Genomic DNA, 20,065 nt, shown 5'->3' on the forward strand with positions numbered 1-20,065 from the left:
CTTGGGAGAGATCATCCTTCCAGAAGCCGGCGGGGGTTCGCTCGTCCATTCGCGAATAACCGGGTAGTACGGCTGTGTGGCTGACAAACTCACGCAATACAGGAGCAAACGCGACGCCAGCCGTACCCCCGAACCCGTCCCCCCGGCATCCCCCGCGCCCGGCGGCGGCGACTCCTTCGTCATCCAGGAGCACCACGCCCGCTCCCTCCACTGGGACCTCCGCCTGGAACGCGACGGCGTGCTCGCCTCCTGGGCCATCCCCAAGGGCCTGCCGTCCGACCCCGCCACCAACCACCTGGCCGTGCACACCGAGGACCACCCGATGGAGTACCTCACCTTCCACGGCGAGATCCCCCAGGGCGAGTACGGCGGCGGCACCATGACGATCTGGGACCAGGGCACGTACGAGACCGAGAAATGGTCCGAGCGCGAGGTCAAGGTCGTCCTGCACGGCTCCCGAGCCGAGGGCCGGTTCGTGCTGTTCCAGACGAACGGCAAGAACTGGATGATCCACCGCATGGATCCCCCGTCCCGCGCTCCCCTGCCGGACGTCGCGCCCATGCTCCCTTCGCGCCGCTCCCGCCTGCCGCGCGACACCGCCGCGTACGCGTACGAGTTCGCCTGGGGCGGGCGCCGCCTCCTGGTCCCGATCGAGGGCGGCCGCACCGCCGCCGCCCGCGAGCACCCGTGGCTGCGGCCGCTCGCGGCGTCGTTCGGCAGCCGCACCGCCCTCCTGGACGGCGAGCTCGCCACCCTCTCGGGCGCCGAGGTGCTGGTCTTCTACGACCTGCTGTACGACGACGGCCGGGTGTTGCGGGACGAGCCGTACGAGGTCCGCCGGGCGGCCCTGGAGGCGCTCGACCTGTCCACGCCCCGGTGGCAGACCGCACCCTCCTGGCCCGGCGACGCCCGGCCGGTCCTTGAGGCGGCACGCCGCCAGGGCCTGCCCGGCGTGGTCGCCAAACGCCTCGACTCCCCCTACGAGCCGGGCGAGTCGGCGGCCTGGCTGTTCATCCCGTCCTGACGCCGTACCAGGACGGTGAGGGCGAGCGCCACCAGCAGCGCGCTCACCCACAGCGGCGAGCGGAACCCGTGGCCCGCGCCGATGACGAGACCGCCCAGCCAGGGACCGAGCGCCGCGCCGACGTTGAACGCCGCCGTGGCGAACGCGCCGCCCAGCGTCGGCGCGCCCGTGGCGGCGTAGAGCACCTGGGAGATCAGCGTCGAACCGACGGCGAACGCGAGCGTCCCCTGGACGAGGACGAGCACGACCGTCGCCACCGGGCTGGCGGTCAGCGCGAACACCACCCACCCGGCGAGCAGCGCCGCCCCGCCCAGGACCAGCAGCCGCGCGGGCCGTACGTCGGCGACCCGGCCGGCGACAGTGACGCCGGCGAACGAACCGAGGCCGAAGAGCGCCAGCACGACGGGCACCCACGCCGTACCCATCCCCGCCACGTCGGTGACGATCGGCGCGAGGTAGGTGTAGGCGCAGAAGGTCGCCCCGTTCACCAGCGCGCCGAGCAGCAGCGTCACCAGCAGGCGCCGGTCGCGCAGCGCCCCGAGCTCCGGGCGCGCCCCGCCCTCGCGGGAGACGACGGCCGGAGAGGCGGGCACCGACCTGAGTATCGCGGCGAACGCCGGCGCCGACACCAGGGCCACCGCCCAGAACGCCGACCGCCACCCCCACATCTGGCCGAGCAGCGCCCCCGCGGGCACGCCGACGACGCAGGCGACGGTGACCCCGCCGAGCAGGACAGCGGTGGCGCGCCCCTTGGCGTCCGGCGCGACCAGGCCGGTGGCCGCCGACAGCGCGACAGCCAGGAACCCGGCGTTGGCGAGCGCCCCGACGACCCGCGTCAGCAGCAGGACGTCGAAGCTCGTGGTGACCGCGCCGAGGACGTGCACGAGCAGGAAGACCGCCAGGAACGCCAGCAGCGCGCGCCGCCGCGGCCAGCGCAGGCTCAGGATCGCCATCAGCGGCGCGCCGACGATCATCCCCACGGCGAACGCCGAGGTGAGCCGGCCGGCTTCCGGGATGGTCACGCCCAGGTCCTGGGCGACGCCCGGCACCAGGCCGGACAGCATGAACTCGGACGTGCCCATGGCGAACACGGCCAGCCCGAGCAGGTGGACGAAGAAAGGCATGAAGAGGCTCCGCACCCAGAGAGGGATCGACAGGAAAGCGGGGCCGGTGATCCGGTGGTCTCTTTACGCCACCGGATGACCGGTGGCTACCGTCTTGACGCCTCTGGGCTGGACACGCCCGGCAACCTAACAACGGGCGTCCTGCGATGCCAACCGATTATCCGCCTGGCTCGCGTCCCTGGGTCAGCGGAGGTGGCGGGCGAAGAACCGCAGCGTGCTGTCCATCTCGAACAGCGGAATCTCCGCGTGCTTGCCTGGGTTGGCGTGCAGCGTCTTCTCGGCCGAGCCCAGGGCGTCGAACAAGGCCAGGCTCTGGGCCCTGGGGACCCGCTCGTCGTCCCACTGCACCAGGAACTCCACCGGGACGGTGATGCGCGCGGCGTCCCCGGCCGATGACAGCGCCCCGCCCAGCCCCAGGACCGCCGCCTGGACCCGGGGCTCGGCGGCGACGAACGGGACGCCGAGCCCGCAGCCCAGCGACACGCCCCAGTAGCCCACCGGGCCCGCGCCGACGTGGTCGAGTTCCTGGACCGCGTCCAGGACCGCCCGCCACTCCGGTACGGTCCGGCGGGCCACGAGGGCCTGGAAGGCGGCGATCAGCGGAGCCAGTTCCTCTCCGGCGTCCGCGCGGGCCTGGTTCGCGGTCGCGATCCGGTCGTACTCCTCGTCCTTCGGACGGTCTCCATGGCTGGGCACGTCGACCGCCACCACCGCGTAACCGCACTCGGCCACGAAGCGGCCCGCGCGGAACACGATGCCGGGAGCCTTCTTGTGCTGGCCGCCGCCGTGGCCCATCAGGACGAGGGGCCGAGGACCGGTGGCGTCTTCCGGCGTCCACAGCACGCCGGGGATCTCACCGAGGGTGAAGAGCTGTTCGGAGACGCCGTCGGACGACGTTTCAGAGGTGAAGCGCATAGCGATTGAAGCCTTTCGGGATGCCTTCTTCGGGCACTCCCTAGGCCATGCGAGGGAGGGAGCCCCGACCTGTCACAGCGTTGATCGGTCTCACCTCCTCAGTCTTTAGCGGCGCATGCCGCCGCCGAACGTATCACGGAGGTGGTGGGATGCGGGCGATGCCGGTGAGCGCGTTGTGGGAGGTTGGCTGAGTGCATATATCCGAAATATCGGCGGATCGGCCGGGCCTGCCCGGCGTGGTCGCCGAACGCCTCGACTCCCCCTACGAGCCGGGCGAGTCGGCTTCCTGGCTGTTCATCCTGTCCTGACCAGCTCGCGTACATCGTGCAGCTGGACGACCTGCGACGTGGCCAGGATATGCGGGTGGCGGGCGAAGGCGTCCCAGGAGACGTAGACGTTGTGCGCGGTCAGCGTCGGCACCGGGCCGGGCTCGTACATGTCGGCCAGCACTCCGGCGGGCTCGACCCGGCCGACGGTGCACACGGTGGCATCGGCGCGCAGCATCGGGCACTCGCTCAGCGCGATGTCGACGCAGGCGCGGCAGGTGGGCGGCGCGTTCGTACGGCCCCCTCGCCCGCTGTCGTCGACCTCGAACACGGGCGGGACGAGGATCCACCATGACCGGCCGGTGCCCGGTTCGGTAGCGGGGCGGGAGCAGACCTGGCACAGCAGCCGGTCCATGCACAACCACTGCCGTCTCGTGTTGAGCATGCGCATCCGCTCGGGGCCGCGCTTGCCGACACGCCTGCGCAGGTCCCGCACGCGGGCGCGCAGGACGCCGCCGACGCGGTCGCCCTTGCGCGGGATCTCGTACGCCAACCGCAGCCCGCGGTCCGATCCGGCGTGCGGCTCGAACACGAGCCGGTCGCGTACCTCCTCGCGGGCGTAGGCGATCACAAACGGGACGACGCTGTAGCCGCTCACGGCCGGTCCCACAGCTCGACGTAGATCATCCGTCCGGTGTGCGTGGCCTGCTCCCCGTACGCGTCGGCGAGGCGGGACAGCAGGTGCTGGTGCGCTCGTGGTTCCGGGAGCGGCAGGACGGCTCGCCGTTCGGTCCGGCGATAGAGGAGCAGGGCCGTCACGGCAGCTTGGAGTACACCTCCGACACGATGCAGGCCCCGCCGGAGATACGCGAGCGGCTCGGCCTCGCCGAAGCGGACGGGCACTGGCACGACGTCATGCGCACCGCCTACCTGTTCTCGACCAAGGACGAGGGGCCGTGGATGCTGCTGACCTCATGGGAGCCGCTGGCGCTGACGAAGGGCACGCCGATCGCGTTCCCCGAAGGCGGCGAGTTCGCGGGTCAGGGCGTGCCACGCCGCATGGCCTCCATCGGGCTGATGGTGGACGCCTGGGACGAGCGGGTGTCGGCGCGGGTGGCGACCCACAAGGAGGCGAAGCGGCTCGACATCGGCGCGGGAAGCGTGGTGATGGTGATCCAACGGGCCCACCTCGCCGGCGATCGAGTGGTGGAGGTGGCGGACATCGTGGTGCCCGCGGAGTCGACCATGCTGGCGTACAACGGCCCGGTCGGCGATGCGGCGGCTACCTCGTGAGGTTCGCGCCGCAGCCACGGCGTTGGACTCCTATGGCACAGCAGAACAGAACTACAGTTTCAGCAGGGTGAAGCTGACGATGTTCGGAGTGAACTCCTCGTGACCGAGGGATTGACGATGGACAGCGATACTCCAGACATCAGCCCGCCGCCTTGTGCTCGGTTGGAGATGTCTCGCCGGTGGTGAATGACCAGGTGTAGGGCGCCATGACATTGCCGGAGTCGTTCTTGGCCCCGCTGACCTCCACCCGGTACACGGTCGAGGCAGCGAGCGGCGCCGCAGGTGTGAAGGTCCACAGGGTGTTGCCGTTGTCGCTGCTGAGCGTCCCCTGTGCGGCCGTGTCCGATGGATCCTTGATGATGACTTGGACGTCGGTCACCGCCTCGTTGATCGTCATCATGACCTTGATGTCCGGGGGCGCATCGGTGGCATCCCGGCCGGGTTCGAACCCGCTCACGGTCGGAACGTCAGCCCCCGTGGTGAACGACCAAGTGTGCGGGCCGGACATGACGTTGCCCGCCGCGTCCTTCGCACCGGACACTTCGACGGTGTATCGGGTATCGACGGCCAGCGGCTGCTCGGGCAGGAACGCTGCGATGTCTTCGTTCTCCTGCTGGGAGGTGCCTGCGACCGGGGAGCCGTCGGGGCCCTTCAGCTCCATCCGCGCTTCGGTGACCGACTCGCTGAACACGGCCCAGATCTCGGCCTTGGGATGTACTCCCGCCGCGTCCTTCTCTGGGCCAGAGGCGACCACTGTAGGCGGATCGGTGTCCTCGACAGGTGGATCGATCTGTTCCGGTGGTACGGAAAGGAGCGGGTCGTTGCTATCGCGAACCGACCGAGTGTCGACCGCCTGCAACTGCTCCAGCAGTTCCTCCGCGGTGATGTCCTCAGGGTCGGGCAGCGCCGGATAACCGCGAAAGCGATCTGGATCGTTCATGAACGCTTCCCACTCTTCGGACATCTGCGGCTCAGGTTCGCCTTCGTAGTAGAAGCGCATCACCTCAGACATGGACAGCCAATCTATTCACCAGGGCGCAGCAGAGCTACCGCAGTTGCTGGCGGCTAGTGCTGCCGGAGACGATCAGCGGGTTGGGTGGGAGTCTCAGCCAGGGTACGGCCAACCCACCACGGAATGAGCGGCCAATCACCCATAAGAAGGGCGACCAAACCACCACGTGAATAGCGTCCAAACCACCGCTGATGTGCGATGCTGACCCCATGGCGCATACCCCCTTGGGCAGAGTGGTCGTCCGGCACGCGGAAACCCTCGTGAAGGAAGCCCTGACGGACACACGGGTGGTGCTGATCAACGGCGCCCGCCAGAGCGGCAAGAGCACGCTCGTGAAACAACTGGTCAACGAGCACGCGGCAGAGTGGCGCGATCTGGACGTGGCGTACATTCTCCAGGGCGCCCGAGCGGATCCCGATGGCTTCGTCGACGTTCCCGGCATGATGGTCATCGACGAGATCCAGCGGGCACCCGAGTTGCTGCTCGCCATCAAGGCTCAAGTCGACGCCGACCAACGTCCCGGTCGGTTCCTCCTGACGGGCTCGTCCCGTGTTCTCGCGCTGCGAACGTTGCCTGACACGCTCGTGGGACGGATGGAAACGATAGAACTGTGGCCCTTCTCCCAAGGAGAGATCGACGGCGCCCCCGACGGCTTCATCGATGCCGTGTTCGACCAAGGGCCAGACCTACGTCACACCGCCGATGTCTCACGAGCCGACTATGCGGAACGCGTCGTGCGGGGCGGTTTTCCGGAAGCGGTGGCGCGGGTGAACGATCGCAGACGGCGGCGCTTCTTCAGCTCCTATGTCGATCATCTGATTGCCCGCGACATGACCGCGTTGCTGGAGATCGAACGAGTGGCCGAGCTGCGCGTGCTCATCCGGCTACTCGCGGCACGTTCCGGACAACTTCTCGTCAGCCAGTCCCTCGGTGGCGAGGCAGGGCTGCCGGCCACCACGGCCTCCCGCTACCTGAACCTGCTCGAAGAGGTCTTCCTGATCAAACGCATACCTGCCTGGTCGAGAAACCTGAGCAACAGGGCCATCCGCACTGCCAAGGTGGCGTTCGTGGACTCCGGGATCGCCGCATACCTGCTCGGCGCCGACGCACGGGGCCTCGTACGTCCTGGGGGACAGTTCGGCCCCCTTATGGAGGGGTTCGTGCTCATGGAGCTCGCCCGCCAGCTGACCTGGACGGAAGAGCAGGTGGACCTCTACCACTACCGGACCAAGGACAAGGTGGAAGTGGACGCGGTCCTGGAAAACCGCCGGGGTCAGGTCGTGGGTATCGAGGTCAAGGCCGCATCGACCGTACGGCCGGACGATTTTCGAGGACTGCGGCACCTCGCCGACCGCCTTGGGGACGACTTCATCGCCGGGATCGTGCTCCACACGGGAACGCAGACGCTGCCGTTCGGGGATCGGATGAGGGCGATGCCGGTGAGCGCGTTGTGGGAGATTGGCTGAATGCGTATATCCGAGATCTCAGCTGATCAGCCGGGCCTGATCGATCTGCAGCACGCCGCCTACCGGGTCGAGGCGGAGATCATCGGTGATGACCGCATCCCGCCGCTGCACGAGACATCGGAGGAATTGCGGGCTCAGCCGCTCACCTGGCTGGGGGCGTTCGACGACGACGGCGAGCTGGCCGGGGCCGTGGCGTGGGAGGAGACGGCCGGGGAGATCGACCTGAACCGGCTCATGGTGCACCCCGGCGCGCACCGGCGGGGCATCGGCCGTGCTCTGGTGAAGGAGGTCATGGCCAGGGCCGGCGAGCGCCGGGTCGCGGTCTCCACCGGGCGCGACAACAAGCCCGCCAGGATGCTGTACGAGCGACTCGGGTTCACTCTCACCGGGGAGGCGGAGCCGGTGCCGGGGCTGTGGGTGGTGCACTACTTGCGATCCCGGTGTCTCTCGACGGACGCTGGTTGACCCGGCCATCACGCCTCACCAGTTGTCCCATCCATGATGACCGAACCAGCGACCGCCGACGTGGCGGTATTCGTCGTCGATGGTCTCCGCCTCCGGTTCTCCATGAGGCACCATGAGGAAGCCCGTGTTGCTGTCGATGACCCATTCTTCGGTGCCGAGGTAGGCCGAGCCCGGGACCGGTTCCGAGTCGACGTAGTGCGGAGCCGAGTAGCACACGCGATACAGCCCGACCCATTCGCAGGGCGCGTCGAGCCGCGACTGCTCCTTGACCGTCGCGGCATACGCCTCCATTTCGGGAAGAGAGATTTCGGGAAGAGAGATCGCGAATCTCAACTGGAAAGGCGCGTCCGTGACGAGCGACAGCAACATGACCCAGACGATCAGCGGGGCTGCCAGCCATCTCCATGGGCGACCGCCGGCCTGGCCCTTCAGCGAGGCCGCGATGAGGCGGCCGATGTAGATCAGAACCAGCGGGCCCAGGACGAAGACCCCTACCAGCAAGATCTCGGCGCGATACCAGAACGGCACGCTGGCCCAGTAGAGCACGAGCAGGCACGGGGCCAGCAGTCCGATCAGGAAGACCCACCCGGGTGGCTTGGTGATCGTGAAGATCATTAGAACACCATAGTTTCGGAGGAGCCGCTTGCCCCTGACGCAGGGTCAACCCCACAGCATGGTGAGATGACCACGAAACCCACGGTGACCGAGGTCGCCGGACCGCACCGGTCGCACGGCGAGCACGACGACGGGGAGCGGGCCGAGAAGGGCGACAGGACGATGCGGCACTTTACGATCCACCACGACGGCGTCACCATCCCGGTCTCCCGCGGCGGCCGGGGACGACCGCTGGTCCTGTGCCCCGGGTTGCATACGACGCAGGCCCACCTGCGAGAGCTGGCCGGCCTGCTGCGGCGCGACCACGACGTGGTGACCTTCGACCTGCGCGGCCACGGCTTCGCCTCGGCCGCCGGCCGGTACTCCTTCGAGGGGTTCCTGAGCGACCTCGGCGCGGTCATGGCGGAGCTGTGCCTGCCGGAGGCGCCCGTGCTGGCGGGTTACTCGCTGGGCGCCGACCTGGCCGTGCACCATGCCGCCGAGCATCCCGGCTCCGTCTCCGGGCTCGTCCTCATCGACGGGGCGAACCCGGTGCCCGAACCGTTCGTCACCGAGGCCGTCCTGCCGGCGTTCCGGGCCATGTGGGCGGATCTGGCGACGCGGCAGGAGGCCGAGAGGGGCACCGCACGCCAGGTGCTGCTCACCGCCCAGGAGACTCTCGACCTGAATCTCGAGATCGATGCCATCCGGTCCGAGATCCTCGACCGATACCGGAGGATCGACGTGCCCATCAGCCTGATCATGTCCACCTCGATGGCCGGCGACGGGCCGCCGAGTTTCAACGCGAACTGGCGTGCCGGTGCCGAGCGGCTCGTCCGCGAACATCCGCACATCGCCCTGACCTGGCTCGACGCCGACCACCAGCTGGTCTTCACCCATGCCCAGGACATCGCCCGGATCGTCCGGGATTCGACCGGCCGGGTGTGATGCTGACCATCGGCGAGCTGGCGTCGTACGCCGGGGTGACGGTCCGCGCGGTGCGGCACTACCACGCCAAAGGGCTGCTGCCGGAGCCGGAGCGGGACCGCTCCGGCTACCGCAGGTACGGCGCCGACGCCGTGGTCGAGCTGATCAGGATCCGGACCCTCGCCGAGGCCGGGGTGCCGCTGGCGCGGGTGCGGGAGCTGCTGCGGGCCGACGAGGAGGAGTTCGCCGCGGCGATCGCGGACATCGACAGGCGGCTGCGGGCGGAGATCCGCGAGCGGCAGCGGCACCGCGAGCGGATCTCCCGGCTCGCCTCCGGAGACAGTCTGGCGCTGCCCCCGGAGGTGGTCGAGTATCTCGACCGGCTGCGGGCGCTCGGGGTCGACGAGCGGATCGTCCAGGCCGAGCGCGACGGCTGGATCCCACTGGCCGCGCACTCACCCGAGCGGGTCCCCGGCTGGATGGCACGCAAGCGGGAGCAGCTCGACGACCCGCGGCTCGCCGGCTTCTACCTCACCCTGAGCCAGGCCTTTGACCGGACCGACGACGACCCGCGGCTGGTCGAGCTGGCCGACAGGCTGGCCGCCTACCTCACGCGGATGGCGGACGAGCGGGGCGAGGAGTACGTCGACGACACCGATATCGACTCGCCGCTCGCCCGGCTGATGGACACGCTGGCCTTCGACGTCGTGCCGCCGGCGCGCCGGCTGATCGCGTTGCTGGAGCAGCGGGGCTGGACGGGCTGGACCAGGCTTGAGCGCGTGCCGCCTGATCAGCGCCCCTCGTGAAGCAGGCCCTCGGCGCGCAGCTCGGACCAGAGCGCGCCGGGGACGGGCCGCTCCATCGACGCGGCGTTGGTCCTGACCTCGCCGGGCGAGCGCGCGCCGAGGACGATCGCCGCCGTCGCCGGGTGCAGCAGCGGGAAGGCCATCGCGGCCTGCGGGAGCGTCACCCCGTGGGCCGCGCACACCGAGGCGATCCGCCGGGCCCGGTCCAGCAGTTCCGGCGGGGCGGGCGCGTAGTCGAAGGTGCCCGACGGGTCGGGGGTCGCGAGGAGGCCACTGTTGAAGACCCCGGCCGCCAGCACCCGGACGCCCCGTGCGGCGCAGGCGTCCAGGAGCGGCAGGCCCGACTGGTCGAGCAGGGTGTGGCGGCCGGCGAGCATGACCACGTCGAGGTCCGTCTCCCGGACGAATCTCAACGGCGCCCGCCACTGGTTCATGCCGACCCCGATGGCCTTGACCACGCCCTGCGAGCGCAGTTCGGCGAGCGCCGGGTACGCCTCCGAGAGCGCCTGGTCCAGGTGGTCGTCCGGGTCGTGGATGAGCGCGAGGTCGACGCCCGGCAGCCCGAGCCGCTCCAGCGACTCCTCCAGCGAGCGGAGCACGCCGTCGCGGGAGAAGTCCCACACGCGTTCGAAATCACCCGGCACGTCGAAGCCCTGGGTGTCCCTCCGGACAGAGGACGAGGGCACCAGCAGCCGGCCGACCTTGGTCGAGAGCACGTATCCCGACCTGCCGCGGAGCGCCGCGCCCAGGCGGCGCTCCGACAGGCCGAGCCCGTAGTGCGGCGCGGTGTCGAACAGGCGCACCCCGCTCTCCCAGGCCGCGTCGACGGTGGCGCGGGCCTGCTCGTCGGTGACGGCCGAGAACAGGTTGCCGATGGGCGCGGCGCCCAGGCCGACGCGGGGCAGCGCGATCACGTCAGCTCCCAGACCAGCCGGAGACCGCCGGAGTCCTTGTCGAAGCCGCCGTCGAGGAGCCGGTTCATGCGGGCCTGCCACGCCCGGTCGGCCGGATGGTCGCGGAGCGCGGCCTGCAGCGCGGCGTAGTCGTCGACCTCGACGACGTGGAACAGGTCGAGCCCGTCGCGGTAGATCCGCCACGAGTGCAGGCCGTGCGCGCGCATGGCCCGCTCGAGCTCCGCCGGGAGCTCGGCGTGCTCGCGGTCGTAGACCTCCTCGCAGCCGGGCTTCAGCCTGGTACGCAGCGCGAGCCGTTCCATCAGTCCTGTGCCTTCCCGCCGGCTATCCGGCTGATCATGAGGGCGAACAGGATGATGGTCCCGTAGACGACCGGCTGCCAGAAGCCCGAGACGCCCTGGAGCGTGAGCAGGTTCTGCACCAGGCCGATGACGAGCACGCCGGTGAGCGCGCCGAGGATCGTGCCCTTGCCGCCGTCCATGCTGACGCCGCCGATGACGGCCGCCGCGAACACCATGAAGATCCAGTTGACGCCCATGCCGGAGCCGATGGCGCCGAGCCGGCCGGTCTCCAGGATGCCCGCCAGCGCGGCGAGCGTGCCGCCGAGGATGAACACCCCCCACAGCACCCGGTCCACCCGGATGCCGGCGGCGCGGGCCGCGTCGATGTTGCCGCCGATCGCGTACAGGGACCGGCCCACCCGCAGGTAGGCGAGCCCGGCGATGCCCGCGGCGAACAGCGCGCCGGCGATCCAGATCGAGGCCGGCAGGCCGAGCCAGACGGCGCCGCCCAGGTAGAGCATCGACTCGGGCAGCTCGAACAGCGTCTTGCCCTCGGTCGGGCCGAGGTGCAGGCCGTGCACGATGATCAGCATGGCGAGCGTGACGATGAACGCCGACAGCTGGAACTTGATGATCAGGAACCCGTTGAACGCCCCGATCGCGGCCCCGATGAGCAGGCAGAGCGGGATCACCAGCACGGCCGGCAGCCCGATGCCGAGCCCTCCGGCCGACACCGGCACGACCAGGAGCACGGCCAGGGCGGGCGCCATGCCGACGGTCGACTCCAGCGACAGGTCGAACTTGCCGGAGATCAGAATCAGCGCCTCGGCCAGCACCAGCAGGGAGATCGCGGCCTGCTGCTGGAGGACGTTGGTCAGGTTGCCGGCCGTCAGGAAGACCGGGTCCAGGAACGCGCCCACGATCAGCAGGAGCACGATCACCGGGACCAGCGTCAGGTCCCGGAACCTGGCCAGCCTGAGCCGGGGCACGGCCGGGGTCAGTGCGGTCGGTGTGGTCACTCTTCGATGCCTTCCATCACGGCCACGAGTTCGTGGTCACTCCAGCCACGCGGCACGTCCTTGACGACCCGTCCGTGGAACATCACCAGGACGCGGTCGCAGATCCGCAGGTCGTCCAGCTCGTCGGAGACGAGCACGGCGCCCGCGCCCCGGTCGGCCGCGTCCTCGACGGCGCCGAGCAGCGCCTGCTTGGCCTTGACGTCGACGCCCGCCGTCGGGTTGATCACGACCAGCGCGTCCGGGTCGTCGGCCAGCGCCCGGGCGAACACCACCTTCTGCGCGTTCCCGCCGGACAGGTCGCCGACGGGCTGGTCGGGCCCCTCGGTCTTGATGTCCAGGTCCTGGATCATCCGTACGGCACGGGCGCGGCGTCTCGCGGGTGAGACGGCGCCGAGCCGGCCCAGCTTGTGCGCGATCGACATCGTCCCGTTCTCGGCCACGGACAGCAGTGGCACGAAGCCCTGGTGGTGGCGGTCCTCCGGGACGAACCCGAGCCCGGCGGCGAGCGCGGCCGGGACGTCGCCCGGCCTGACCGCCCGGCCGTTCACGGTGACGGCGCCGGTGTCGGCCCGGCGCAGGCCGACCAGGGTCTCGGCGAGCGACACCTTGCCGCTGCTGCCTGACCCGGCCAGCCCGACGACCTCGCCTGACCGTACGGACAGCTCGACGTCCTGGTAGCGGCCGGCGAGCGAGAGGCCGGACGCGGCCAGCACCACCGCCTCGCGCGGGGTGCGGGCGCGGGCCTGGTAGGCCGCGGTCGCCTCCCCGGTCATGGCGTCGACCAGCTCGTCGTGCGGCAGGTCGGCGACGGGTGAGGTCATGATGTGCCGGGCGTCGCGGAAGACCGTGACGCTCTGGCAGATCTCGTAGACCTCGTCCAGGTGGTGCGAGATGTACATCATCGTCACGCCCTGCCGGCGCAGCGCGCGCATGCGGTCGAACAGCCGCTCGATGGCCGGACCGTCCAGGCGCGCGGTCGGCTCGTCCAGGATGATGAACCGCGCGCCGAAGGAGAGGGCGCGGGCGATCTCCACGAGCTGCCGCTGCTCGACGCCGAGGTCCCCGGCCAGCGCCCCCGGGTCGACGTCGACCTCGTACGTGTCGAGCAGTTCGCGCGCCCTGGCCCGCAGCGCCCGCCAGTTGATGAGGCGGCCCTCGGTCTGGCGGTTGAGGAACAGGTTCTCGGCCACGGTCAGGGCGGGGATGATCGTGGACTTCTGGTAGACGCAGGCGACCCGCTGCCGCCAGGCGTCGCGGTCGGCGAGGGCGGGGGCGGGCTCTCCCGCGAACCGCACCTCGCCCTCGTCGGGCCGCTGGAGCCCGGTGAGGATCGACACCAGCGTGGACTTGCCGGCGCCGTTCCTGCCGACGAGCGCGTGGGTCTCGCCCTCCGCGATCGAGATGCCCGCTCCGTCGAGCGCCGTGGTCGGGCCGAAGCGCTTCACGACATTTCGGGCTTCAACGTGATAAGTCATCACTTGACCTGGTTGCCCCAGAGGGTCTGGTCCTCGACGTTGTCCTTGGTGACCAGCGGCGCGGGAAGCTGGTCCTCAAGGCCGTTCGGCAGCTCGATGATCGTGCTGTCGTGGTCCGTCGCGCCCGGCTGGAACGTCTTGCCCTCCAGCGCCGCCTTGGCGTAGTAGAGCGCGTACTTCGCGTACAGGTCGGCCGGCTGCGAGATGGTGGCGTCGATCTCGCCCTTGCGGATCGCCTCGAACTCCTGCGGGATGCCGTCGTTGGAGATCACGACCACATGCTTGGGGTCGTCGGGCGGCAGCAGCAGGCCCTTCTGCTTGAGCACCTGCAGCGTCGGGGCCAGGTGCACACCGCCCGCGTGCATGTAGACGCCCTTGACGTCGGGGTGCTGCTCCAGCCGGGTCTGCAGCATGGACGCGGCCTTGCTGCCCTCCCACTCGGTGGGCTCGTCGAAGACCGTGATGCCGGGGAACTTGGTCTTCATGCACTCGCCGAACGCCTCGGCCCTGTCGCGCCCGTTGATCGAGCTGAGCGCGCCCATGAGCTGCACGACCTTGCCCTTGCCGCCGAGCCGCTCGCCGAGGAACTCGCAGGACTTGGTGCCGTAGGCGCGGTTGTCGGCCCGGACCACCATGTAGACCTTGCCCTTGTCGGGGCGGGTGTCGACGGTGACGACCGGGATGTTCTTGTTCTCCAGGTTCTGCAGGGTGCTGGCGATGGCGCCGGTGTCCTGCGGGGCCATGACGATCGCCTTGGCGCCCTGGCCGATCAGCGCCTGCACGTTGTTGACCAGCTTGGCCACGTCGTTCTGCGAGTTCGTGGCCGGCATCAGCTCGACACCGAGCTCGCCCGCCATCTCGGGGACGTACTTGATGTAGGAGTTCCAGAAGTCGGAGTCGGCGCGCGGGTGGTCGATGCCGACCTTGCCGCCTTCCCCTCCCGCTGCCGGGGTCGTGGTGGCGTCCGAACCGCACGCGGCGAGGGCGGCGACGAGGGCCGCGCAGGCGGCCAGCGGCTTGAGCTTCATCAGGGGGGTTACCTTTCTGGATGGTGCGGGCGGAGCCTCAGCCCCTGCATGCCGCCGTCCACGGCCAGGGCCGTGCCGGTGGTGGAGCCGGACTCGGGGCCGGCCAGATACGCGATGGCGGCGGCGACCTCTTCGGCGCTGACCAGGCGGCCCATCGGCTGCCTGGCTTCCAGCGCCGCCCGCTCGGCCGCGGGGTCGTCGGCGGCGTCGAGCAGCCGGGCGACCCAGGGGGTGTCGGCGGTGCCCGGGTTGACGCAGTTGACGCGGATGCCCTCGTGGATGTGGTCGGCGGCCATCGCCAGCGTGAGCGACAGCACCGCGCCTTTGGTCGCGCTGTAGAGGGCCCGCATAGGGAGACCGGCGGTGGCCGCGATCGAGCACGTGTTGACGATCGAGGCGTGCTCCGACCTGCGCAGGTACGGCAGCGCGGCCCGGCTGACGCGGACCATGCCGAACACGTTCACGTCGAACACCCGGCGCCACTCCTCGTCCGGGTTGTCCTCGACCGTGCCCTGGGCGCCGATGCCGGCGTTGTTGACGAGCACGTCGACGCCGCCGAGCCGGTCGGCCGCCTCGGCGACGGCCCGGCGCACCGCGGCGTCGTCGGCGACGTCGGCCGCGATGCCGATCAGCGGCTCGCCGGGCGGGTTCAGGTCGAGGCAGGCGACCTTCATGCCCCGCCCGGCGAGCAGGGTGGCGGTGGCCAGGCCGATGCCGGAACCGCCGCCGGTCACGATGGCTCTCAGGTTCACGTGTTCCTCCAGACCTCTCCGCCGGGGTAGGTGTGGGCGGCGATCGACTCGGCGTGCATCTCGGAGCTGAAGCCGGGCGCCGACGGGGCTCGGTAGCGGCCGTTCTCGATCACCACCGGGTCGGTGAAGTGCTCGTGCAGGTGGTCGACGTACTCGATCACCCGGTTCTCCATGGTCCCGGTGACGCTCACGTAGTCGAACATCGACAGGTGCTGCACCAGCTCGCACAGGCCCACGCCGCCGGCGTGCGGGCACACCGGCACCCCGAACCTGGCCGCGAGCAGCAGGATCGCGATGTTCTCGTTGACGCCGCCGACCCGGGCGGAGTCGATCTGCAGGTACGAGATCGCGCCGGCCTGCAGCAGCTGCTTGAACACGACGCGGTTCTGCACGTGCTCGCCGGTGGCGACCGGGACGGGTTTGATGCCCTCGGCGATGGCGGCGTGGCCGAGCACGTCGTCGGGGCTGGTCGGCTCCTCCACCCAGTGCGGGCCGAACGGCTTGAGCGCGGTCACCCACTCGATGGCGGAGGCGACGTCCCAGCGCTGGTTGGCGTCGACGGCGATGGGATAGTCGGGGCCGCACACCTCGCGGGCCACGGTGAAGCGGCGCACGTCGTCGGCGAGGTCGGCGCCGACCTTGAGCTTGATCTGGCCGAAGCCCTGGTCGAGCGCCTCCTGGCAGAGCCGGCGCAGCTTGTCGTCGTCGTAGCCGAGCCAGCCGGGCGAGGTGGTGTAGGCGGGGTAGCCGGCGCTCTTGAGGTGCTCGATGCGCTCCCGCTTCCCGCTTTCCGCATTTTTCAGGATCTGGAGGGCCTCGTCCGGCGTGAGCGCGTCGCTCAGATACCGGAAGTCGACGAGCTCGACGATCTCCTCAGGCGTCATCTCGGCCAGCAGCAGCCAGAGCGGCTTGCCCGCCCGCTTGGCCTTGAGGTCCCACAGGGCGTTGACCACGGCGGAGATCGCCATGTGCATGACGCCCTTCTCCGGCCCCAGCCAGCGCAGCTGCGAGTCGTAGACCATCTCCTTGTAGAGCGCGCCCAGGTCCTCGGCGTCGCGGCCGATCACGTACGGCTCCAGCGCGGAGATGGCGCCGGTCTGCACGTCGTTGCCGCGCCCGATGGTGAACGCGAACCCGTGCCCGGCGTACCCGTCGTCGGTCCTGAGCACCACGTAGGCGGCCGAGTAGTCGGGGTCGGGGTTCATCGCGTCGGAGCCGTCGAGCTCCCGCGAGGTCGGGAAGCGCACGTCGTGCGTCTCCATCGCGACGATCCGGTACGAGCCCGCGCCCTGTGTCGTCGTCATGCCTGACCCACCGTCTGCCGCTGCCGGCCGAGGCCCTCGATCTCCAGCTCCACGACGTCACCGGCCCGGAGGTAGGGCTGGCCGGGCATGCCCATGGCGACCCCGGCCGGGGTGCCGGTGTTGATGAGGTCGCCGGGCTCCAGCACCATGAAGTGGCTCAGGTAGCGGACGATCTCCGCCACGTCGAAGATCATGTCCTTGGTGGAGCCGTCCTGCCGCCGCTCGCCGTTCACCCAGAGCCGCATCGCCAGGTCTTGCGGGTCGCCGACCTCGTCGGCGGTCACCAGCCAGGGGCCGAGCGGGTTGAAGGTCTCGCACGACTTGCCCTTGTCCCATTGGCCGCCCCGTTCGAGCTGGAACTCCCGCTCGGACACGTCGTTGGCCACCGCGTACCCCGCCACCGCGTCGAGGGCCTCCTCCCGCGACTCCAGGTAGCGGGCGCGCCTGCCGATCACGACGGCCAGCTCGACCTCCCAGTCGGTCTTCACGCTGCCGCGCGGCACCAGCACCTCGTCGTACGGCCCGACCATGGTGTCGCTCGCCTTCATGAAGACGACGGGCTCGGCGGGCGGCTCGGCGCCGGACTCGGCGGCGTGGTCGCGGTAGTTCAGCCCGATGCACACGATCTTCCCCGGCCGGGCGACGGGGGCGCCGACGCGCAGGCCCCCGGCGTCGGCGACGGGCAGCGTGCCGCGCTCCAGGGCCTCCCGCACGCGCGCCACTCCGCCGGAGGCGAGGAAGGCGCCGTCGATGTCGGGCTCCCCGATGTCGCGGAGGTTACCGTCGGCATCCATCACCACCGGTCGTTCCTGGCCTACGGGTCCTACTCGCAGCAGCTTCACACCGCGTCCTTCAGTCATACATCGGATGTCTCGCCTCCAGATGCTGAAGGCGGCCTCGGGTGCGTGTCAAGAGCCTCACGCTGGTTAAATCCGATCCGTGACCTGAGCGTCACGCCTGCCGCGCTCTGACTGCCTACTGCACGGAACCGGAGAAACATCGGAGGACATCACGGGCTTACGCGCAGGTGAAACAGCCCTTACAGGTTGACCGGCCGCTTTCCCGTCAACTTGACGGCCGTACAGACGCGTAATAGAACCCGTTTCAGCAGGGTTTCGCGAAGTGTTCGATCAAGAGGGTGAGCCGGGTGCACATCGACCTCGTAGACCAGGACCGTTACGCTGACGCGGGCCCCCCGCACGAGCAGCTCGCCTGGCTCCGGGAGCACGATCCGGTTCACTGGCACGAGGGCGAGCCGGGATTCTGGGCCGTCACCCGCCACGAGGACGTGGTGCACGTCTCGCGCCACTCGGAGCTGTTCTCGTCGGCACGGAAGCTGGCCCTGTTCAACGAGATGCCCGAGGAGCAGCGGGCGCTGCAACGCATGATGATGCTCAACCAGGACCCGCCCGAGCACACCCGCCGCCGCTCCCTGGTCAACCGCGGCTTCACACCGCGTGCCATCGGCGCACTCGAACAACACATCCGCGACATCTGCGACGACCTGCTGGACCAGCTCGGCACCGAGGCCGACTTCGTCACGGAGGTCGCCGCCCCCCTGCCGCTCTACGTGATCTGCGAGCTCCTCGGCGCCCCCGTCGAGGACCGTGACAAGATCTTCAACTGGTCCAACCGCATGATCGGCGCCCAGGACCCCGACTACGCCGCCTCCCCGGAGGAAGGCAGCGCCGCCGCCGCCGAGGTGTACGCCTACGCCAACGAGCTGGCGGCCAAGCGCCGCGCCAACCCCCGCGACGACATCGTCACCAAGCTCCTGCAGACGGACGAGAACGGCGAGACCCTGTCGGAGGACGAGTTCGACCTGTTCGTCCTCCTGCTGGTGGTGGCCGGCAACGAGACCACCCGCAACGCGGCCTCCGGCGGCATGCTCGCCCTGTTCGAGCACCCCGGCCAGTGGGACCGCCTGGTCGCCGACCCCTCGCTGGCCGCCACGGCCGCCGACGAGATCGTCCGCTGGGTCTCCCCCGTCAACCTCTTCCGCCGCACCTCCACCAGGGACCAGACGCTCGGCGGCAAGACCATCAAGGAGGACGACAAGGTCGTCGTCTTCTACTCCTCCGCCAACCGCGACACCTCGATCTTCCCGGACGCCGACGTCTTCGACATCGGCCGCAACCCCAACCCGCACATCGGCTTCGGCGGCGGCGGCGCCCACTTCTGCCTGGGCAACCACCTGGCCAAACTGGAGCTCCGCGTCCTCTTCGAACAGCTCGCCCGCCGCCACCCCCGCCTCCGCCAGACCGGCCCCGCCCGCCGCCTGCGCTCCAACTTCATCAACGGCATCAAGGAGCTCCCGGTCGCCATGAGCTGACGACGTCCGCGACACAGGGGTGGTGACAGTATGTGACTATGCGACCACCCTCAGCGAAGACCTTCAACACCGCCGGTCCGTGTGACCCCCGGCTTCACTACATGATCCCGCCCACGCCGCGGCTTCCCGAGGCGCGGGCGCTGATCGACCTGGACCGGTACTTCGTGGTCCACGCGCCCCGGCAGACCGGCAAGACGACCGCGCTGGAAGCCCTGGCGTCCGAGCTGACCGCCGAGGGTGACACCGCCGCCCTGATGTTCTCCTGCGAGACCGCCAAGGCCGCCGGCGAGGACGTCGCCCTCGCGGAGTCGCTGCTGCTGGATTCCCTCCGCGACGCGGCCGAGTGGTCGGGATGGCCGGAGGAGTTGCTGCCGCCGGATCCCTGGCCGCAGTCCTCTCCCGGCAGCCGGCTCCGTGCGGCGTTGCGTGAATGGTGCCGCCGCAGCCCGCGCCGGGTGGTGCTGCTCCTGGACGAGATCGACGGCCTCCAGGGCAACAGCATGATCAGCATCCTCAGTCAGCTCCGTGACGGTCACAACTCGCGGCCGAAAGGGCGTCCGTTCCCCGCGTCCGTGGTGCTGTGCGGGCTGCGCGACGTGCGTGACTACAAGGTCGCCTGCGGCGGCGACGCCGACCGGTCGAACCCGATCAGCCCGTTCAACATCGTCACCAAGTCCCTGCGCCTGGGCGACTTCACCGCCGGCCAGATCGGCGAGCTGTACGACCAGCACACCGAGGCGACCGGCCAAGAGTTCACCAAGGACGCCGTCGACCGGGCCTTCGAGCTGACCCAAGGACAGCCATGGCTGGTCAACGCCCTCGCCCACGAGATCATCGTGGAGATGGGGGTGACCGATGCCGTCACTGTCGCGCGGGTGGATGAGGCCAAGGAGCGGCTGATCCGGGCGCGGGCCATGCACCTGGACTCCCTGATGGCGCGATTGCACGAGCCCCGGGTCAAGCGGGTGATGGAACCGATCGTGGCCGGCGACCTCTACACCGACTCCGCCTTGTCCGACGATCTGTCCTACGTCCGTGACCTGGGGCTGATCAAGCAGAAACCCCCGC

The 20,065-nt window shown here is 69.9% G+C and carries 21 protein-coding genes; 8 read left to right on the forward strand and 13 right to left on the reverse strand.

What is annotated here, in order from left to right; all coding sequences use genetic code 11:
* The first annotated feature begins 76 nt into the window (after positions 1-76).
* Positions 77-1,024 (forward strand): DNA polymerase ligase N-terminal domain-containing protein, encoded by a 948-nt coding sequence (locus tag ABD999_RS42745; protein ID WP_271277205.1) that lies wholly within the window; start codon positions 77-79, stop codon positions 1,022-1,024.
* Here the strand turns inward: ABD999_RS42745 and ABD999_RS42750 are convergent.
* The 3 genes from ABD999_RS42750 to ABD999_RS42760 form a co-directional block, all read right to left on the reverse strand.
* Positions 979-2,148, reverse strand: a complete 1,170-nt coding sequence (locus tag ABD999_RS42750; protein WP_271277206.1) for a Cmx/CmrA family chloramphenicol efflux MFS transporter — start codon at positions 2,146-2,148, stop codon at positions 979-981. The genes ABD999_RS42745 and ABD999_RS42750 overlap by 46 nt on opposite strands.
* 183 nt (positions 2,149-2,331) lie before the next feature.
* Positions 2,332-3,063 carry a dienelactone hydrolase family protein gene (locus tag ABD999_RS42755; RefSeq protein ID WP_271277207.1) on the reverse strand — a complete coding sequence of 244 codons (732 nt, stop codon included), beginning with the start codon at positions 3,061-3,063 and terminating at the stop codon, positions 2,332-2,334.
* A 294-nt stretch (positions 3,064-3,357) separates the two neighbouring features.
* Entirely contained in the window at positions 3,358-3,987 is a 630-nt protein-coding gene (locus ABD999_RS42760) for a hypothetical protein (RefSeq protein WP_271277208.1), read from the reverse strand.
* 38 nt (positions 3,988-4,025) lie between these two features.
* On the opposite strand from ABD999_RS42760, the gene ABD999_RS42765 reads away from it, so the two are divergent.
* The gene (locus tag ABD999_RS42765) at positions 4,026-4,622 is read left to right on the forward strand and encodes a UTRA domain-containing protein (protein ID WP_148029404.1); all 597 of its coding nucleotides are present in this window, start codon (positions 4,026-4,028) and stop codon (positions 4,620-4,622) included.
* A 139-nt stretch (positions 4,623-4,761) separates the two neighbouring features.
* Here ABD999_RS42765 and ABD999_RS42770 read toward each other — a convergent pair whose 3' ends face one another.
* Positions 4,762-5,634 (reverse strand): Ig-like domain-containing domain, encoded by an 873-nt coding sequence (locus tag ABD999_RS42770; RefSeq protein WP_271277209.1) that lies wholly within the window; start codon positions 5,632-5,634, stop codon positions 4,762-4,764.
* Positions 5,635-5,894: 260 nt separating this feature from the next.
* Between ABD999_RS42770 and ABD999_RS42775 the strand changes: the two genes are divergently transcribed.
* Together ABD999_RS42775 and ABD999_RS42780 are read left to right on the forward strand one after the other, a co-directional pair.
* The gene (locus tag ABD999_RS42775; protein ID WP_271277210.1) at positions 5,895-7,100 is read left to right on the forward strand and encodes an ATP-binding protein; all 1,206 of its coding nucleotides are present in this window, start codon (positions 5,895-5,897) and stop codon (positions 7,098-7,100) included.
* A complete protein-coding gene (locus ABD999_RS42780) occupies positions 7,101-7,565 on the forward strand; it encodes a GNAT family N-acetyltransferase (protein WP_271277211.1) in 465 nt (154 codons plus the stop codon). It begins immediately after the preceding gene.
* 15 nt (positions 7,566-7,580) lie between these two features.
* On the opposite strand, the gene ABD999_RS42785 is transcribed toward ABD999_RS42780, so the two are convergent.
* Positions 7,581-8,180, reverse strand: a complete 600-nt coding sequence (locus tag ABD999_RS42785) for a hypothetical protein (protein ID WP_271277212.1) — start codon at positions 8,178-8,180, stop codon at positions 7,581-7,583.
* A gap of 66 nt (positions 8,181-8,246) precedes the next feature.
* Here ABD999_RS42785 and ABD999_RS42790 point away from each other — a divergent pair, with 66 nt between their 5' ends.
* Positions 8,247-9,107, forward strand: coding sequence for an alpha/beta fold hydrolase (locus tag ABD999_RS42790; protein ID WP_271277213.1), 861 nt, complete (start codon positions 8,247-8,249; stop codon positions 9,105-9,107).
* The gene (locus ABD999_RS42795; protein WP_271277214.1) at positions 9,107-9,892 is read left to right on the forward strand and encodes a MerR family transcriptional regulator; all 786 of its coding nucleotides are present in this window, start codon (positions 9,107-9,109) and stop codon (positions 9,890-9,892) included. The genes ABD999_RS42790 and ABD999_RS42795 overlap by 1 nt, the downstream gene beginning before the upstream one ends.
* Here ABD999_RS42795 and ABD999_RS42800 read toward each other — a convergent pair.
* Genes ABD999_RS42800 through ABD999_RS42835 form a run of 8 tightly spaced genes read right to left on the reverse strand, consistent with a single transcriptional unit; the run spans position 9,877 to position 17,459 of the window.
* Entirely contained in the window at positions 9,877-10,806 is a 930-nt protein-coding gene (locus ABD999_RS42800; protein WP_271277215.1) for an aldo/keto reductase, read from the reverse strand. The genes ABD999_RS42795 and ABD999_RS42800 overlap by 16 nt on opposite strands.
* A complete protein-coding gene (locus tag ABD999_RS42805; protein WP_271277216.1) occupies positions 10,803-11,108 on the reverse strand; it encodes an L-rhamnose mutarotase in 306 nt (101 codons plus the stop codon). The genes ABD999_RS42800 and ABD999_RS42805 overlap by 4 nt, the downstream gene beginning before the upstream one ends.
* Positions 11,108-12,106 (reverse strand): ABC transporter permease, encoded by a 999-nt coding sequence (locus ABD999_RS42810; RefSeq protein WP_187280961.1) that lies wholly within the window; start codon positions 12,104-12,106, stop codon positions 11,108-11,110. The genes ABD999_RS42805 and ABD999_RS42810 overlap by 1 nt, the downstream gene beginning before the upstream one ends.
* Positions 12,103-13,551 carry a sugar ABC transporter ATP-binding protein gene (locus tag ABD999_RS42815; RefSeq protein ID WP_261808321.1) on the reverse strand — a complete coding sequence of 483 codons (1,449 nt, stop codon included), beginning with the start codon at positions 13,549-13,551 and terminating at the stop codon, positions 12,103-12,105. The genes ABD999_RS42810 and ABD999_RS42815 overlap by 4 nt, the downstream gene beginning before the upstream one ends.
* A gap of 29 nt (positions 13,552-13,580) precedes the next feature.
* A complete protein-coding gene (locus tag ABD999_RS42820; RefSeq protein ID WP_271277217.1) occupies positions 13,581-14,609 on the reverse strand; it encodes a sugar ABC transporter substrate-binding protein in 1,029 nt (342 codons plus the stop codon).
* An 8-nt stretch (positions 14,610-14,617) separates the two neighbouring features.
* Positions 14,618-15,361: an SDR family NAD(P)-dependent oxidoreductase gene (locus tag ABD999_RS42825; protein WP_271277218.1), complete on the reverse strand. Its 744-nt coding sequence runs from the start codon at positions 15,359-15,361 to the stop codon at positions 14,618-14,620.
* Complete coding sequence (locus ABD999_RS42830) at positions 15,358-16,665, reverse strand: L-fuconate dehydratase (RefSeq protein ID WP_271277219.1); 1,308 nt, start codon at positions 16,663-16,665, stop codon at positions 15,358-15,360. Before ABD999_RS42830 ends, ABD999_RS42825 begins: the two co-directional genes overlap by 4 nt.
* The gene (locus ABD999_RS42835) at positions 16,662-17,459 is read right to left on the reverse strand and encodes a fumarylacetoacetate hydrolase family protein (RefSeq protein ID WP_271277220.1); all 798 of its coding nucleotides are present in this window, start codon (positions 17,457-17,459) and stop codon (positions 16,662-16,664) included. Before ABD999_RS42835 ends, ABD999_RS42830 begins: the two co-directional genes overlap by 4 nt.
* Positions 17,460-17,812: 353 nt before the next feature.
* Between ABD999_RS42835 and ABD999_RS42840 the strand changes: the two genes are divergently transcribed.
* The gene (locus tag ABD999_RS42840) at positions 17,813-18,997 is read left to right on the forward strand and encodes a cytochrome P450 (RefSeq protein WP_271277221.1); all 1,185 of its coding nucleotides are present in this window, start codon (positions 17,813-17,815) and stop codon (positions 18,995-18,997) included.
* A gap of 101 nt (positions 18,998-19,098) precedes the next feature.
* Positions 19,099-20,065: ATP-binding protein (locus tag ABD999_RS42845; protein ID WP_345483241.1), on the forward strand; the 967-nt coding region annotated here is incomplete at its 3' end.

It is taken from the genome of Nonomuraea ferruginea, assembly GCF_039540635.1.
Taxonomy (GTDB): domain Bacteria; phylum Actinomycetota; class Actinomycetes; order Streptosporangiales; family Streptosporangiaceae; genus Nonomuraea; species Nonomuraea ferruginea.